The sequence below is a fragment of the Paenibacillus shenyangensis genome (assembly GCF_000346635.1).
Classification (GTDB): domain Bacteria; phylum Bacillota; class Bacilli; order Paenibacillales; family Paenibacillaceae; genus Saccharibacillus; species Saccharibacillus dauci.
Genome location: NZ_AOIG01000007.1, coordinates 153,905 through 169,876, shown reverse-complemented (window position 1 = coordinate 169,876; position 15,972 = coordinate 153,905). Strand labels below are relative to the sequence as shown.

Below are 15,972 nucleotides of genomic sequence, written 5' to 3'. Positions count from 1 at the left end.
ACCGACGCAGAGAGGCGCTAATATTCATAACTGTGTTATTAATTGGCACAGTATATGAACACGTTGTTGGTATTAGCGTTATACAATGGTATGCTCGAATATATTTTCAGCTGCCGAACTCTCGGCGGACTTATGTAAGATCTGAAAATATACCTTTTACCCGAATATGCAAGCTGATGGTTCCATCATTCTGATAATCCGCGTAATACCGCTCACTCCTCTACATATCTTACCCAACCCTTTCATTACTTTAACTCGTTTTATACCATTTAATTATTAAATGTCCAATTATTGTAAATTTCTGTTTTTTTTCAATTTTGCTTTGTTTCATTCCTTTATAACAGGTTAATGATACAGATTATACTTTTATTTGTATTGTGTATAGGTATGGTGACAAGGGTGCATATGCTGTGTATCAAGTTATATGACCATAAAAAAAGCTTTTCTACCCTGCCATCGGGAAGAAAAGCTTTATGATGTAGACAATAGTTCATCCGCATATATGGTCGACCGATTACGCCCTTCCCGTTTGGAAACATAGAGCGCCTGATCAGCCTTGGATATCAGTTCTACTGGGGTAGTTCCCTGATCCGGACAGGCTACAATTCCAATCGAAACCGTAACGCTCTCTCCTGAGGGGCTAATTGTACTGGAAGCGAGCTGACGCAGGCGTTCAGCCACTACATAAGCACGAGTAATATTACATCCACGCAGTAGAATACCAAACTCTTCGCCGCCATAACGGAAACAAAGATCTCCTTCACGTGATACATTTCGCATCATCGATGCCAGAAACTGCATAACCCGGTCACCGGTCAGATGACCGTACGTATCATTCACCTGTTTGAAATGGTCAATATCCAGCATAATCATAGCAAAAGGTTCTTCACCCATACACCATGTATCCAGCGTCGAATCAAAGTTTCTACGGTTAGCCAGTCCGGTAAGAGCATCCAGCGCTGTCTCATTTTGCAATTTGGCAATATACTTTTGCAGCTGCCTGCTCGTAAAACGAAGACTGTTACGCAGTGTCTTGATCTCGTATGTCGCTGAACGAATAGGCGGAAATTCACCGATATTCCAGTCTTTGACCATTTTATCCGAATAGGAAGCCAATTGTTGCAGCGGCTTGACTACCAGATAGGTAAGGAGCCAGCCGGTTGCCAGTGTAATGAGCAACAGCGGCAGTGACTGCAGAATACTTTGCAGCAGCAGCGTACCAAGTGGAACATCTATTATGGATGCCGGAGTCTGGGAAATAATCCCCCAACCGGATTTCATATTATACGCATAACCTGCATAATAGGCGACGTGATCCAAATCGTTATACAGCATAGAGCCATTTAGCCCCGCAATGACTTTCCATACGGCATCATTGGAAGCTATATTTTTGCCAATCAGTGACCGGTCTGGATGGAAAATAATATTCCCTTTGGAATCTACAGCATATACATATGAGCCGTCCAGTTCATATTCACGTTCCAGAATCAACTGCAAAATATTCGATTGATGAAGATAAATAGTGCCTGCCACATAACCATAATACTGATTATTTTCATCGAATAACGGGCTGGTAACAAGTACCATCAGATTTCCGGTTGTACCTACAAATGGATCGGTAATTACCGAATCACGCATACTGATCACCGCACGACTGGTAGGGTTATTTACACTTTCCCCTTTGTGCAGATCTCCAGTCGCCGGAGCAGTCTGTTCCACAATACAATCTTTACGAATAATACTCAGCGAATTAAAGTATTCCCGATGCGTATCATACAGATCTCTCATCCGGTTCTCGTCCAGACCGTGATTACGCTGCCAGATTTCTGCAATCGCATTAACGCTGCCCTGAACCCGATCCAGCAGGTCACCTGTCGAAGATGCCAGATCCGAAGCGCGATCGTAGTTATTATTCAGGTAGTTCTCTACCAGGGATTGTTTACTGGTTGTATATGCGGAATGAATCGTAATAATCATTGTGAGTACAATGGATAGAACGACAATAAAACTGACAATGGTAACCAGCTTAAACCCTTTTCTAGGATAAAAACTCAATAGTTCATCCCACCTGAACGATAAATTAGTGTATCGCTTCCATAGTAACATAATCATTTCCATAAAAGAAAGCAAAAGAGCCCGATCAGCCCTTTTGCTTCAAGTGTTTAGGTTACAATTTATCATATTGGATCCAAAATGCCTCCACTATAGGAAATTCATGTCTTATTTGCAATCATTAATGGGAATGAACAGGATTCTCTTCAACTGCACGTTTCATTTTTATCAACGTTTTATTGATCCAGATCGCTGCCTGTGCTCCCTCACCCATTGCGATATTCGCCTGCTCGGAATGCGCGCCCAAGTCTCCGGCTACCCATACATTTTCTATATTGCTCATTTTGGATCGTGGATGAGTCTCGATGTGGTGATTATGCAGGGTCTCCACGCCCAGCTGTTCAGCCAGCTCGGAGTTCACATGGTTACCACCGAAGGCAATAAATCCCCGTTCCGTTTCGATGACTTTACCATCTTCCAGCTCAACACCACGTATAATCCCTGTATCTTCATAATGCACCTGACTAACCACTGATTCCATATATTCAATCTGGTGCTCGCGCAGAAGCTCCATAGTCTCCGGCTTAAAGGGTTTGCTCTCATGATTAATATACAGCAGCTGATCTGTACGATCCGACAGAATAAGTGCCATCTGGGCACCTGCTTCGCCTGCTCCAAGAACGACTGTTTTGCGATCCTGAATTTCATAACCATCACAATCCGGACATACGTAGACGCTATACCCTAATGTCTCGACCAGACCGGGCAATCTTGGAAACCGATCAATCAGACCCGTTGCCAGCAGTAGCGTACGTGAGCGATAACTTTCTCCCTCTGCTCCTTTTAACAGGAAATTATCGCCTTCCTTTTTGGCTTCAAGAATGCGGTCCTCGTGAAACTCCACTCCGAGCGGCTCCGCCTGCTCACGACCAATCCGGCGTAATTCTTCACCGGATACACCATTCGGAAAACCAAGTATATTCCCGTAATTTTGGCAAAAGGTCGATCTTCCTTTGCCCGCATCAATTACCAGTACGCGGTGTGCCGAATAACGTCCCAGCTGCAGCGCAGCCTGCAAGCCTGCAATGCCACCGCCCACAATAATACAATCATATAACGTCGTGCTATCAATCATGTCGAATCCTCCTCGGATATACATCTATTATTTACGGATACTTATCTATATGATCTTGATACCTGTATTTCGGTAGTCATTTCTGTACAGCTACTTTATTTATGAAATTAAAGCATCCTGTAATTAAATATGTAAACCTGTCAGTTCAGATGAAACGTAATAATCAGTATGAAATGCAAAAACCCTCTCGTTATGCCCCAAAGTTCAGGACAATCCAGAGAGGGTTACACTTATAAAATTATCGACTGCTGCTGGAACTTGTATAATTCAGCGATACTATCAGTTATCCACGTCTTCCGGAGTTACTTCATACAGTGTTCCTCCGCCCATCATACCACCAAATCCTCCCATACCACTGGTACGATTCATACCGTTGGCTGTACGATCTGAAGTGGCTTTGGTATCTGTAGAGTCGGTTGGATTTATACTTGCGGATACAGAGGTAGTGCTCGTATTCTGCCAATCCTCGGAGGGTACTTCGGTTCCGTGCTGTTGAATCCATTCTGTGACTTCACTGGAACCGCCACGTCCCCCAAATCCATTAACCAGGAAATATTTCACCTGACCCTTGCTGATCATTTCTTTCAAACGATCAACCGTCATGATGGGGTCGCTGCCGCTATAACCACCCATTGCCATTACTGCTTTGCCGGTCTTAATAATATAGGCCGATGCAGAATTCGCATTGGAAGTAGCAAACAGATACTCTTCTCCTGTGTTATGTTCCGTTACGTACTGGAGCAGTTTTTCATTGACGCTTTCTCCCATTCCACCTCCACCACCAGGACCGCCGCCACGCTGGCTGCTATCTGTTGTGGAAGTAGTCGTTTTGTCTGTATTGGAGGAATCGGTTGTCTGCTGTGTCTGACCAGGCATATTACCATCTTCTGCACTATCAGGCATGCGATTGTTTCCACCGCCTCCACCGAAGCCCATAGAAGTGATCGGACCGCCATAAGGAAGCGAGATATTGCTGGACGGATTCATAAATGGGAAGGAAGCCCAGTACAGCGGTGTCAGCAGTAGCAGTGCCATAGCTGCCGAAGCCATATACGTTTTGCCGCCGCGCAGCAGTGAGCCTTTGGCGCCTGCCAATAATCCCAACGTTAATAGTCCTCCAACAATCGCTACAACATAGAACCAAGCCGAACCGATCTGTTCATTATAAGGATAAATAACAAACAATTGAAACGCAGTAGTTACCCCTGCATTAATCGGTAATAACCATGCCTGCCAGCCTGTACCTTCACGATATGATCTCCACTGGGCTACAAATCCTGCTGCAGCGAGTATAGCTACGGGAGGTGCCAGCATAATCAGATAATACTGATGGAAGAATCCGGCGATGCTGAAAAATCCGGCTACGGGTAGCAGCCACATTAACCAGAATACAGTCTCCAGGTACTGCTGTTTGCGCCATGTATTTCTGCGCAGCCCTGCGAACAGCGCAATCAGGGAAATGATTGCAAAGGGCAGCAGCAGACTCGCTTGGCCGGACAAAGAAGACTGGAACAGACGCAGCGGTCCCGGATCGCCTGTATTGAACATACCACCTGTCCGTTTGCCGTTATCCCCGCCTCCAGGCATACCTCCCGGATTCATCTGATTGCCTGTACCGGCACTGGATTCCGTACTTGCTGTATTCGAATCAGCTGTACTACCTTGCTTGGTAGCTGTTCCACCAGGACCTCCCTGACTCTGCATGTCACCAGTCAGACGGCTGACGCCGTTATAACCAAATGCCAGTTCCACTACGGAGTTGGTCTGGCTGCTACCCACATAAGGACGATCCTCTGCGGGCACACTGTCTACCACTACCGCCCACGACACTGATACAGCTGCCAGGATTACTGTACCCATTGCGAGTACAGATAATTTTTTCTTCCAGTTTACTTTATAAGCCAGTACATAAAAGATATAAACGGCTGGCAGAATCATATAGGCCTGCAGCATTTTCTCGTTAAACGCAACACCGATCATGGCGAATCCACCAAGAATCCAGCCGACCTTCTGGTTACGGATCCCTTTGAGCAGCATCCAGGCTGCCAGCAGAAGGGTAAATACCAACAGACCATCGACGTTGTTGGAACGCTGAACAGCAACAGCTACAGGGGTTACTGCCATCATAAGAGCCGCCAGACGGGCAGCAACCAGACCGAATGTCGGTTTGACAATCAGATAGATCAGTCCAACGGATCCCACACCTGCGAGTGCTGCCGGCAATGTTACACTCCAGCCATGCACACCCAGTACAGAAGCGAACAGCGTCTGAATCCAGAACGCTACCGGAGGCTTATCGACCGTTACATAGCCAGCGGGATCAAATGAAGCATAAAAGAAATTGTGAAAACTTTGCAGCATACTCGTTACAGCTGCTGTGTAGTAGGCATTTGCCGATCCGTTGTCCCATATATTCCAGATATTCAGAAACGCGGAAAGGATGAGAATAAGAATAAGCGGGATATCAATCCTTGAGCGAGATAATATATTTGTTTTTGATTCCATGTGGGTTCCTCCCGAAAGTTAGTCAGACAGCATCAGCGGCAAGGTTTGGCCTTCTCTCTCACCGATGCCTGTACTCCTTTGTATCGTATTTAACAATATGTATATGTATTTTGTATGAACAACATTAAGAATAGTTCATGGGAAACTTAAAGAATCATAAAAAAAATAAAAAAAAGACACTGCCAAAGTGCAGTGCCCTGGATAGACATCCAAATTATATATACGCTATATAGCATGTTGGGGGAAAGCTATATAGTAAGGAAAAGGCATTAGTAGGAAGTGTTGCCGCTCTCGGTAATATGCTTCACACCGATAAACTTCTCGCTCACGCTATGGTAGCGAGTATTTGTCATTTTCACCGTGCTGGTTGTACTGTCGGTACGGAAAATGGCTTCCTTCATGTTGGAAATGTCACATCTGTCGATAATGACATCTACCTTGAATTTGCTTCCACCCAGCTGACGAATAAATTTACCGGCTTTGGAGCCTTTGAAGTTTTTGACTGTAAATGTGGATACAGCATTAATCTGGAACATCTTGTCATCACCATTGGTTGCCGAGCCGCCATCAAGCGTTACTTTACCGCTTTCCTTGATCGTCATGGCATCTTCACCAATATCTTCCCAAACAATATTTTGCAGATTCGCATCCCCGTATGTATGCACGCCGTCAGCTGCAGGATAGCCGAGTACTACATTTTTGAGTGTTCCGCCATCCTCTATACGGAAAATTGGTTTTTGTCCTTCTTTTTGACTGCCATCGCCCAATGCGCTTCCCGCTGTATAGCGTTGACCCTTACCGTCAAAGACTTCGCCTTTTTTAACGATGATTGTCGTATTCTGTACACCAGGAGTTGCAGAGGTTGCAGCAGAGGCTGCCGGTACTACCGTAATTATTGACGTCAGTACAGCACCAGCCAGCAGAGAAGTAAACCATTTTTTCATAAGAGTATCAGCTCCTTCATATTGTAACCTGTTACTTAAAATTAATCAATACAGGTTTAAGTAAACAATATCATTGCATGGTTATATTATCCATATAATATTTAAGCATTATAAAGGTGAATATATTTACATTTATGTTGATTATGTATCAGAATACATATTTTGAATTTTCTAATAAATATGATTCGTCTTCTAACTACGTATTTTCAACCCCCTTGTAATGAATGATTATTAAATGAAAATGTGACATTCACAGACAAAGCCAAATAGCCATACCCGAATAGTATGGCTATTTTCTGATTTTGTACCTTATATTGTTCTATATTTTGCTATTTCACTTTGTCATGCTCTAATCCCGGGTCTTTTCTTTATCAAAATAGTAATGTTCAAAAGTAATGTCATCCGGTTGAATAAATATCTTGCCGTAAGAGTACTGCGACTGTCTACGCTTGTCTGTAGGCGAACCCGGGTTGAACAGCAGGATTCCTTTTTTCCATTCTGCAAAAGGCACATGCGAATGACCGAATACTATAATGTCCACCTTGTCTTCTTCGGTAAACGACTTGAAAGCCTTCTCCGGCGTGCTACCGCCCAGACCTCCATCTCCATGGACAAGACCTATTCGCTTGCCGCCAGCTTCAATAATCTTTGTCCGGCCCAGCTTGTGGACAATACTCTGTGGATCGTTATTACCTGCTACCGCCTCAACAGGCGCCATCTGGCTCAGCAGATCGTGAACTCCCCAGTCGCAAAAATCTCCAGCGTGCAAAATAAGATCAACATCTTCAAATCCATCCCATACCTGCTGCGGCAGCACCAACTGACGACTAAACAGGTGGGTATCCGAGATTACACCTATAATCATACTTTTCCCTCCCTGCTCTGATAGGCCAAGCGTCGTTCTTCCCTAACCGCCTCACTGATCTGAGGACAATTAAAACAATATTCCCCATCTTCCATTCGGTGAAACAGGCAGCAGGCACTGCGCAATATGGTTTCACCCGTACCATCGATATTCATTGTGTGTCTTGGCGGTACATGCAGCGGATTGCGGGACAGTCCAAATATTTCTGCCGGCATTTCGCTCATGACATAATGCAGATCCCGGTCGATCATCTGGACGACTTGTTCATCCTCTATCCCATTTTTCCATTGATTCGTATAATAATGAAATCTTGCCGGCATCTGTCTCCAGTACATCCGGGCATGATCCCCACAGATTTCGGTCATCTGCTCCATCATTGGACGCAAAATATCACTGTATACGGCATCTAGATGCCGATCCCGAGAATCCTGACGCTGATCTACAACAACCGGTTCAGGCAGCTGCTCTATGTCCAGATGGTTCACATGAAAAGCAAATTGACAGTATGGACCGCTCATGTATAGTTCGAGTGTCATCTGCTTTGGGTCAAGCATCAGTGCTTGCTTTTCTACGGACAAATGATATTGCACAGCCAGCGGGATGCCGGTAAGCCATGAACATAGAAAAGTTGCTGCCGGCTGCAGATCTTCCGCTTTTAACAGAGGAGCATAGTACTGCAGCAGTTTCTCCATTCCTTCGCGAGTAAATAACTCTGTAAAGGGTTGACGGTAGATTGCTTCGGGGTGAGGCTCATCCGTAATATAAAATTGTCTGCTCAGCCTCTCCCAGTTGGGTATGGTATTCATCAGGTCCCATCCTTTCCACACACATCGGGTATCCTTGTTATCCTATACCAATTTGATAATCACTTCAAACGATCCGTGAACCGTTTTTCGATAAAAGCGCAAAAAAGAAGCAGCCCATGTATAATGGACTGCCCAATAACGGAGGCATTGCTAATGGAGCATGACTTGCTCCTTAACTGGATTGCGTTTGTTCCTGCTTGCCTGCTGCGATCGGCTGCTTTTTCACAGCTGCCGCACGGCGGTCTTCGGGATGTCCGGAGGACTGTACCTGTTTGACCTTGTGCAGTACTTCCTTGTTCGGTAGATAATGCAGTGACTTGATATAGCGGATCGTTTTCGTTTTGGCGCGCATTACAATCGAATGCGTCTCTGCACGATCATCCGCCAGATATCTCACTCCACCCAGGATCTCACCGGGCGTTACACCCGTAGCGGCAAAAATTACATCGTCGGTGCCGATCATATCCTGCATGGTAAGTACCTGATACGGATTCTCGATGCCCATCGCTTTGCAGCGTTCAAACTCATCCGCATTAGCCGGCATCAAACGGCCCTGCAGTTCGCCGCCCAGGCAGGATAGTGCAGCTGCAGCCAATACACCTTCTGGTGCACCACCCGAACCCAGATACAGATCAATCCCTGCTTCTGGAAAAGCAGGCGCCATTGCTCCGGCTACATCGCCATCACTGAGGAACTTGATCCGTACACCTGTTTTGCGCAGTGTCTTGATGATACTCTCATGGCGATCACGATCCAGAATCATGACAGTCAGATCTGCCATTCGTTTGCCCAGTGCTTTGGCTGCCTTGCGGAGCGTGACATCGACCGGATCCTCAATACTGAGCTTGCCTACCAGTGCGGGACCTACCGCGAGCTTCTCCATGTACATATCGGGAGCATGCAGCAGGTTACCCTTGTCGGCTACGGCAATAACGGATAATGCATTATTCAACCCCTTTGCTACGATAACTGTGCCTTCCAATGGATCGACGGCTACGTCTACTTCCGGTGCTTCTGTGCTTCCCACTTTCTCGCCAATGTACAGCATGGGCGCTTCATCCATTTCCCCTTCGCCGATAACGACCGTACCGTTCACCGATACCGAATCGAACATGGCTCTCATGGCCAGTGTTGCTGCCTCATCTGCGCTGTTCTTGTCACCGCGACCCATCCAGGGAGCCGAAGCCAATGCCGCTACTTCTGTTACTCTTACAATTTCCAAAGCCAATTCGCGTTCCATGTCTTCCACTCCTTATTTGTGGGTTTTCAAAGAGAAATGTTTTAACATGTTGACTATAATAACATCTTTCTTTGCATTTTTGTTGCTTTTTTTGTAAATTTTCTTTTAAAACAAATTTATTCTGTCTATAAAGAAAAATTATATGTATATATAAACAACATTTAGCGACATAAAACAACAAATTAAATTTGGTTTTCAACGTTTATTCCCTAGATCTCAACAAATAAAGCCTGCACCCTTGTAACAGGAGCAGACTTTATTATTAGAACAAGCTTTTGAATAGAACTGTGTTTCTTCTATATTAAGGTATAAAGCAAATACAATTTTATAAGATCCCCACAGCATCAAAAGATCTTTTGACGGCAGTAGTCTGTGCAGAGCTTGCACCATACAGATCGGTTGAAGCTTGAATCATCGCAGCACGATAATCCGAGAAGTCCGATGTGGATGTCAGATACAGCGTCAGCGCACGATAAACAATACCAATGGCCTGCGATCTGCCCAGTCCCTGTACACTTACTCCTTCAAAACTTCCACCCTGTGCCAGCAGGTAGAACTGCTTGTTCGGAATACCACTGTTGGTATGCACGCCGCCCCAGTCGCCAGCTTCTGTATTCGGCAGATTTTTGAATTCATCCATATGAGCAGGGTCGCCGTATTGATTCGGATTGGACATGGAACGCAGTGCATCCCCGGATACAGACGGTGTATAGACATCTTCGCCAATCAGCCAGTCGGTACCGCCCTCAATCACATTACCGAACATATCGGCAATCGCTTCATTTAATGCACCAGATTGGTTCATGTACTCCAGATTGGCTGTCTTCTCGATCACACCGTGTGTCATCTCATGACCAACAACATCCAGAGCACCCGAGATTGGGATAAATGTTCTGCCGTCTCCATCGCCATAGACCATGTAACTTCCATTCCAGAATGCATTATTATAACGGGAGCCATAATGGGTTACCGAACGGATCGGCATGCCTCGTCCATCCAGGCTGTTGCGTCCAAAATTGTTTTTGTAAAAGTCATACACTTTACCTGCATACGTATGAGCATCTACCGAAGCCGGATCATTAAAGGTAGTCGATGTGCTGGATACGGTGGTACCCGGCAGAGAAGAGCGGTTAGCAGCTGTATACGTCTGGATACCGTTTCCGCGTGTAGAGTCAATCATGACATAACGGGAACCTGAAGTGCCTACCGTAAAGGATTTGGTATCGCCCAGCACCCCTTTGCCTGTACCTGTCGCATGTTCAAGCAGATCATATTTCAGCAGGATCGATCCATCTTTGGCATCTACAAAATAACGGGTACGCAGCGGTTCAGGATCAAGTACATTGACTTCGGTCACATAGACCAGATGGGCTTCTTTCCCTTCCGGAGCATAAATGTACAGCTTGGCAGAAGGCTCATTCACCGATTCGCCAATTCGTCCTAGACGTAGTGCTGCATCTGCTTCTGCAATACGGATTGCACGTGTCTCGTTAATTTGGGGTTTGACCGTCTCCAGGGGCTCTGCATAGACATCTTCAGTCACTTTCGGACGCGGAGAGTCCAGCTTGCCATAGACATCTTCTACGACTTTACCCATATACAGAGAGACATTGCCTGATGAGTCAAAATGAAGAGTCTGCTCTGCCCCGTATACCGGAATGCCTTTGTAAGTCTGAGTTAAACGATAATGATCTGTACCGGTCTGAGCATCAGGCATACGATTTGTAATCTCGAACAGTTCTTTGACATTCTCAGATTGCGCACTGTCTGCAACCAGCGAGCGTTTTTGCTTTTCGAGAAACTTCCATACTTTATCGTCGCCTGAACCACCGCTGATTCCGGTCGTTTGTGCAATCATTTTTGGCGTGTAATCACCCAGTGGTGCCAGCTCATTCGTTCCTGCTGCAAAGGCTGAAGCATTCGCACCTACCAGCAAACTTCCTGCAAGTAAAAGACCAACTGTTTTTTTCAAAGTATTCTCCCCTGTTCACTTGGTTTTATGATTATACAAATACCGAGCTTATCTTTCAAAACAGATATCGCTCATAAAAAACTGATCCTATCCCCTTACCTGTATCGTCGACACGTTGCTGTATATCCCTTATACAGACATTAAATATAGACATTAAGCTTCAGTAGATCCTTATGTACGGAAAAGTCCTGCTGCTTCTCCTTTCTCTCCTCCTTGCATTCAATGTATATAATATGGTGTAAATCCTGTTGTTGGAAAAAATAATAACATGATTCTTAAAGGAAATAAATACATTTTTAGCTAAATGTTAATTTTTTATTTCGATTTCCCCTTTATAGTTAACGCTCCATGTTATATTAATCAACTTATGTTCAATTAAATACATATGGATAGAACAAATAGAATACTAATTACACTTTGATTCATTCTGTTTTTAAATAACATAATCTCCTCCCTGCCATCTGGCAAAGAGGAGATCACGGAGTCATCTCATGAAGAAATGATGATTTCAGTTAACAAGTCGGTAATTACAGGATTCCGACAGCGCTCAGAGAGTTTTTCACAGCTGTAGTCTGTGCAGAGTTTGCACCATACAGATCTGTAGAAGCCTGAATCATCGCAGAACGATAGTCAGAGAAATCGGAAGTGGAAGTCAGATAGTAGTTCAGTGCACGATAGACGATCTGAATCGCTTGGGAGCGACCAATACCTGTAACTTTTACGCCGTCAAATGTTCCACCCTGAGCCAGCAGGTAGAACGATTTGTTTGGAATACCACTGTTGGTGTGCACTCCGCCATTATCCGCAGATGTGTTCACAAAGTCATCCATATGGGAAGGTTGGTCACCTTTCTCCGGGTTATCCATATAACGCAGTGCATCGCCGGATACGCGCGGTGTATAGATAGCATCACCGATCATCCAGTTTTTGCCTTCGATCGTGTTACCGAACATATCCGAGATAGATTCATTCAGTGCACCCGATTGACCATAGTACTCCAGGTTCGCTGTATTCTCGGTTACACCGTGAGTCAGCTCATGTCCGATTACGTCCAGGTCGCCGGACAATGGAATGAATGTAGTACCATCGCCATCCCCATATACCATTTGGGAACCGTTCCAGAATGCATTGTTATAGTTGGAGGAATAGTGCGTAGTCGAGCGGATTGCCATTCCTCTGCCATCAATACTGTTACGGCCAAAGTTGGATTTGAAGAAATCATATACGCGCGCTGCATAAGCATGAGCATCTACGGATGCAGGATCGCTGAATGTTGTAGATGTACTGGATACTGTAGTTCCCGGCAGAGATGTACGGTTGGCTGCAGTATACGTCTGAATACCATTACCACGAGTAGTATCTGTCAGTACATAGCGGGAACCGGAAGTTCCTACTGTAAATGTTTTGGTGTCACCTAGTACACCTTTACCTGTACCTGTAGCATGCTCGATCAGATCATACTGGAACAGTACCGATCCATCTTTGGCATCTACAAAGTAGCGTGTACGTACCGGAGCCGGCTCCAGAACGTTCACTTCAGTGACATAAGCCAGACGCGCTTCTTTGCCTTCCGGAGCGTAGATGTACAGTTTAGCAGAAGGTGCGATTTGTGCTTCACCCAGTGACCCTACTTTGGAAGCAGCATCTTTTTGCGCAATACTGATCGCTTCAGAAGCGCTTATTTCCGGTGTTACCAGATTATAAGTATCGCTGACTACTGTTTCTTTTGCATCAGCATAGACATCTTCGGTTACTTTCTTCTCGGGAGCAGCTGCTTCGGAAGTCCCCAGTTTGTCGGACAGATCGTTAACTACTTTACCCATATACAGGGATACATTACCTGATTTGTCAAAGTGGAGTGTCTGTTCAGCACCATATACCGGAATACCTTGATATACCTGGTTCAGACGATAGTGGTCTGTACCTGTTTTGGAATCAGCCTGTCTTTTTGTAATCTCAAACAGATCTTTGACATCCTGGGACTCGGCACCATCGCTAACAAGTGTGCGTTTTTGTTTGTCCAGGAATTTCCAAACTTTCTCATCGCCGGATGCTCCAGTAATTGTAGTTGGCTGGTTAATCAGCTTGGGCGTGTAATCACCCAATGGCGCCAGGTCATTGGTATCTGCTGCAAATACGGAAGAGCTGGCACCTACAAGTAAGCTTCCTGCGAGTAAAAGAGTAGCGGTTTTTTTCAAAGTATTCTCTCCTGTTCATTTGGTTTTTTGGAATTGATGCTGTCTGCACAGCGTTGAAGCCTGCATGAAAATGATCATTCTGCCGATTGGTAAAACAGCTTGCCGGTGAACCGTTTTGCCAGCTATGTACAGCGGGCCACAAACAACAGAGCGACAATATGAGATCCGAGGCATCCCACCTTTCATGTTAACTATTTGTCCTTTTCTTGCAAATAATGGATAGGTCTTGGTGTTGGGAGAAAGCGTATCATGATTCCTAAAAAAAATAAATACTTTTTTAGATGAAAATTAGAAAAAAGTGTAAAAATACTTAGATAGTTAACATTAACAGTCTGGTTTATTAACAAATGGTCAAAAAAACAGTCAAAATTTCACGTTAAGAAGTTTTAATTCACTTTTTAAAGTAATATTTTAATATTAAAAATTTATTCACCTATAATAAACACATATTTATATAAGAATCAGGAAAATATATACATATGCTTTTCTGTTTTATAAGTAGTTTCCATAATTACATACAAAAAAAAGGAAGCAGTCGCCTCTTAGCGAGCTGCTTCCTTCTGATTATGATTAACTCTCATGTTTGAATACAACCAGTTTGGTCTCCATCATTTCTTCCATGGCATACTTGATTCCTTCACGTCCGGTTCCACTTTGTTTAACCCCGCCATACGGCATATGATCGACCCGGAATGTTGGAATATCATTAATAATGACGCCGCCTACCTCCAACTCACGCACAGCCTGGAAGGCCGTATTCAGCTGCTTCGTATAAATCCCTGCCTGCAAGCCATAGTCTGACTGATTCACTGCTGCGATTGCTTCATTTACTCCCGATACCTTATTGATCATAACAATCGGTGCAAATACTTCACGACAAGCCACCTTCGATTCGGGCTGTACATTCAGCAGTACGGTAGGTAGCAGCAATTCATTCTCCACTTTGCCGCCATAAGCGATCTGTGCTCCCTGTTCTACAGCTTCATTGATCCATTCCACTGCGCGCTGCTGTTCCTTGGGCGCAATCATCGCTGCCACATCGGTATCCTCAGCCAGCGGATCTCCTATCTTCAACTGTGCTGTCTTCTCTAACAACAGCTGTACAAAATCATCATAAATCTGTTCATGTACATAGATTCGCTGCACCGAAATACAGACCTGTCCCTGATTGGAGAATGCCCCGGATACTACCCGATCCATCATCGCAGCTATATCAGTATCTGCATCAATAATAAGTCCGGAGTTCGAACCCAGCTCCAGTGTTACTTTTTTCAGCCCTGCTCGTGCACGGATCGAGATGCCTACTGCAGGACTACCTGTAAAGGAAAGTGCTTTGACTCGCTCATCCGTTACGATCACATCGCCTACGATCTTGCCGTCACCGGTTACTACATTGAGCGCTCCAGCAGGTAGTCCTGCTTCTTCCAGCAATTCTGCTAGCAGTAATGAAGACAATGGGGTCTGTTCTGCAGGTTTCAATACTACTGTATTACCGGCTGCAATGGCTGGACCCACCTTGTGGGCTACCAGGTTCATTGGGAAATTGAACGGTGTAATGGCTCCGACCACACCAACCGGTTCTTTGATAGTATACGCAGTACGTCCTTCTCCGGTGGCTGCTGCATCAAGAGGAATAGTCTCTCCATGAATACGCTTGGCTTCTTCCGCGGCAAATTTGTAAGTCTCAATAGTACGGGCAATCTCTCCACGGGCTGCACTCAGCGGTTTGGATCCCTCCAGCGCAATCAAGCGGGCAGCTTCTTCCCCTCGCTCCTGTAATAACTGTGCCAGTTTTTCCAAAATAGATGCGCGGCGATGAGCCGGCATATTGCGCATCGTCTCTTTTGCATCATAAGCAGCAGTAATCGCCAGCTTTGCTTCCTCGGCATTCGCTTCTGCGACTTCGGCAATTTGTTCTCTGCTATATGGAGAGTATAACGCTTTGTAGGATTCTGCAGGCGTCCATACTCCATTAATGTATAAATCTTTTTTCATTGGTAATCCTTCTTTCTTTTTATTCATTGAATTGTGACTTGGAACAATCGATAAGTTGCCCCCATTAATGTATACACAACTCTGCAATTCAGTAATCTAATTAGTTCTTTAGAATCACTAAATTACCAATTTTTCGACAAAATTCAACTAAATTATATATTTTGTCCAATTTAGTATAATCAAATAGAACTAGTTGTTCGACATATAACTTACCAACTAAAATGGCTAGTGCCCCTGATTTATATGACTATTTAGATTAG

Annotated in this window: 10 protein-coding genes; all 10 read right to left on the bottom strand. The window is 44.8% G+C overall.

The annotated features are described in order from the left end of the window. Positions 1–471: 471 nt before the first annotated feature. The 10 genes from H065_RS0106230 to H065_RS0106185 all read right to left on the bottom strand — a co-directional run bounded on the left by H065_RS0106230 (position 472) and on the right by H065_RS0106185 (position 15,712). A complete protein-coding gene (locus H065_RS0106230) occupies positions 472–2,055 on the bottom strand; it encodes a sensor domain-containing diguanylate cyclase (RefSeq protein WP_017812167.1) in 1,584 nt (527 codons plus the stop codon). Between the two features lie 178 nt (positions 2,056–2,233). Then, on the bottom strand, positions 2,234–3,187 hold the full coding sequence (locus tag H065_RS0106225; RefSeq protein ID WP_017812166.1) for an NAD(P)/FAD-dependent oxidoreductase: 954 nt from the start codon (positions 3,185–3,187) through the stop codon (positions 2,234–2,236). A 279-nt stretch (positions 3,188–3,466) separates the two neighbouring features. Further along, positions 3,467–5,692, bottom strand: a complete 2,226-nt coding sequence (locus H065_RS0106220) for a glycosyltransferase family 39 protein (protein ID WP_017812165.1) — start codon at positions 5,690–5,692, stop codon at positions 3,467–3,469. Between the two features lie 269 nt (positions 5,693–5,961). Beyond that, positions 5,962–6,636 carry a pectate lyase gene (locus tag H065_RS0106215; protein ID WP_017812164.1) on the bottom strand — a complete coding sequence of 225 codons (675 nt, stop codon included), beginning with the start codon at positions 6,634–6,636 and terminating at the stop codon, positions 5,962–5,964. A 349-nt stretch (positions 6,637–6,985) separates the two neighbouring features. Further along, the gene (locus H065_RS0106210; protein ID WP_017812163.1) at positions 6,986–7,501 is read right to left on the bottom strand and encodes a metallophosphoesterase family protein; all 516 of its coding nucleotides are present in this window, start codon (positions 7,499–7,501) and stop codon (positions 6,986–6,988) included. Continuing rightward, positions 7,498–8,307 carry a (2Fe-2S)-binding protein gene (locus tag H065_RS0106205; protein ID WP_017812162.1) on the bottom strand — a complete coding sequence of 270 codons (810 nt, stop codon included), beginning with the start codon at positions 8,305–8,307 and terminating at the stop codon, positions 7,498–7,500. Before H065_RS0106205 ends, H065_RS0106210 begins: the two co-directional genes overlap by 4 nt. Positions 8,308–8,479: 172 nt before the next feature. Continuing rightward, positions 8,480–9,547 carry a class II fructose-bisphosphatase gene (glpX, locus tag H065_RS0106200; RefSeq protein ID WP_017812161.1) on the bottom strand — a complete coding sequence of 356 codons (1,068 nt, stop codon included), beginning with the start codon at positions 9,545–9,547 and terminating at the stop codon, positions 8,480–8,482. Positions 9,548–9,872: 325 nt separating this feature from the next. Then, complete coding sequence (locus H065_RS0106195) at positions 9,873–11,519, bottom strand: M4 family metallopeptidase (RefSeq protein ID WP_017812160.1); 1,647 nt, start codon at positions 11,517–11,519, stop codon at positions 9,873–9,875. A 527-nt stretch (positions 11,520–12,046) separates the two neighbouring features. Next, a complete protein-coding gene (locus H065_RS0106190; RefSeq protein WP_017812159.1) occupies positions 12,047–13,717 on the bottom strand; it encodes a M4 family metallopeptidase in 1,671 nt (556 codons plus the stop codon). 570 nt (positions 13,718–14,287) lie between these two features. Further along, positions 14,288–15,712 carry an aldehyde dehydrogenase family protein gene (locus H065_RS0106185; RefSeq protein ID WP_017812158.1) on the bottom strand — a complete coding sequence of 475 codons (1,425 nt, stop codon included), beginning with the start codon at positions 15,710–15,712 and terminating at the stop codon, positions 14,288–14,290. Positions 15,713–15,972 lie beyond the last annotated feature (260 nt).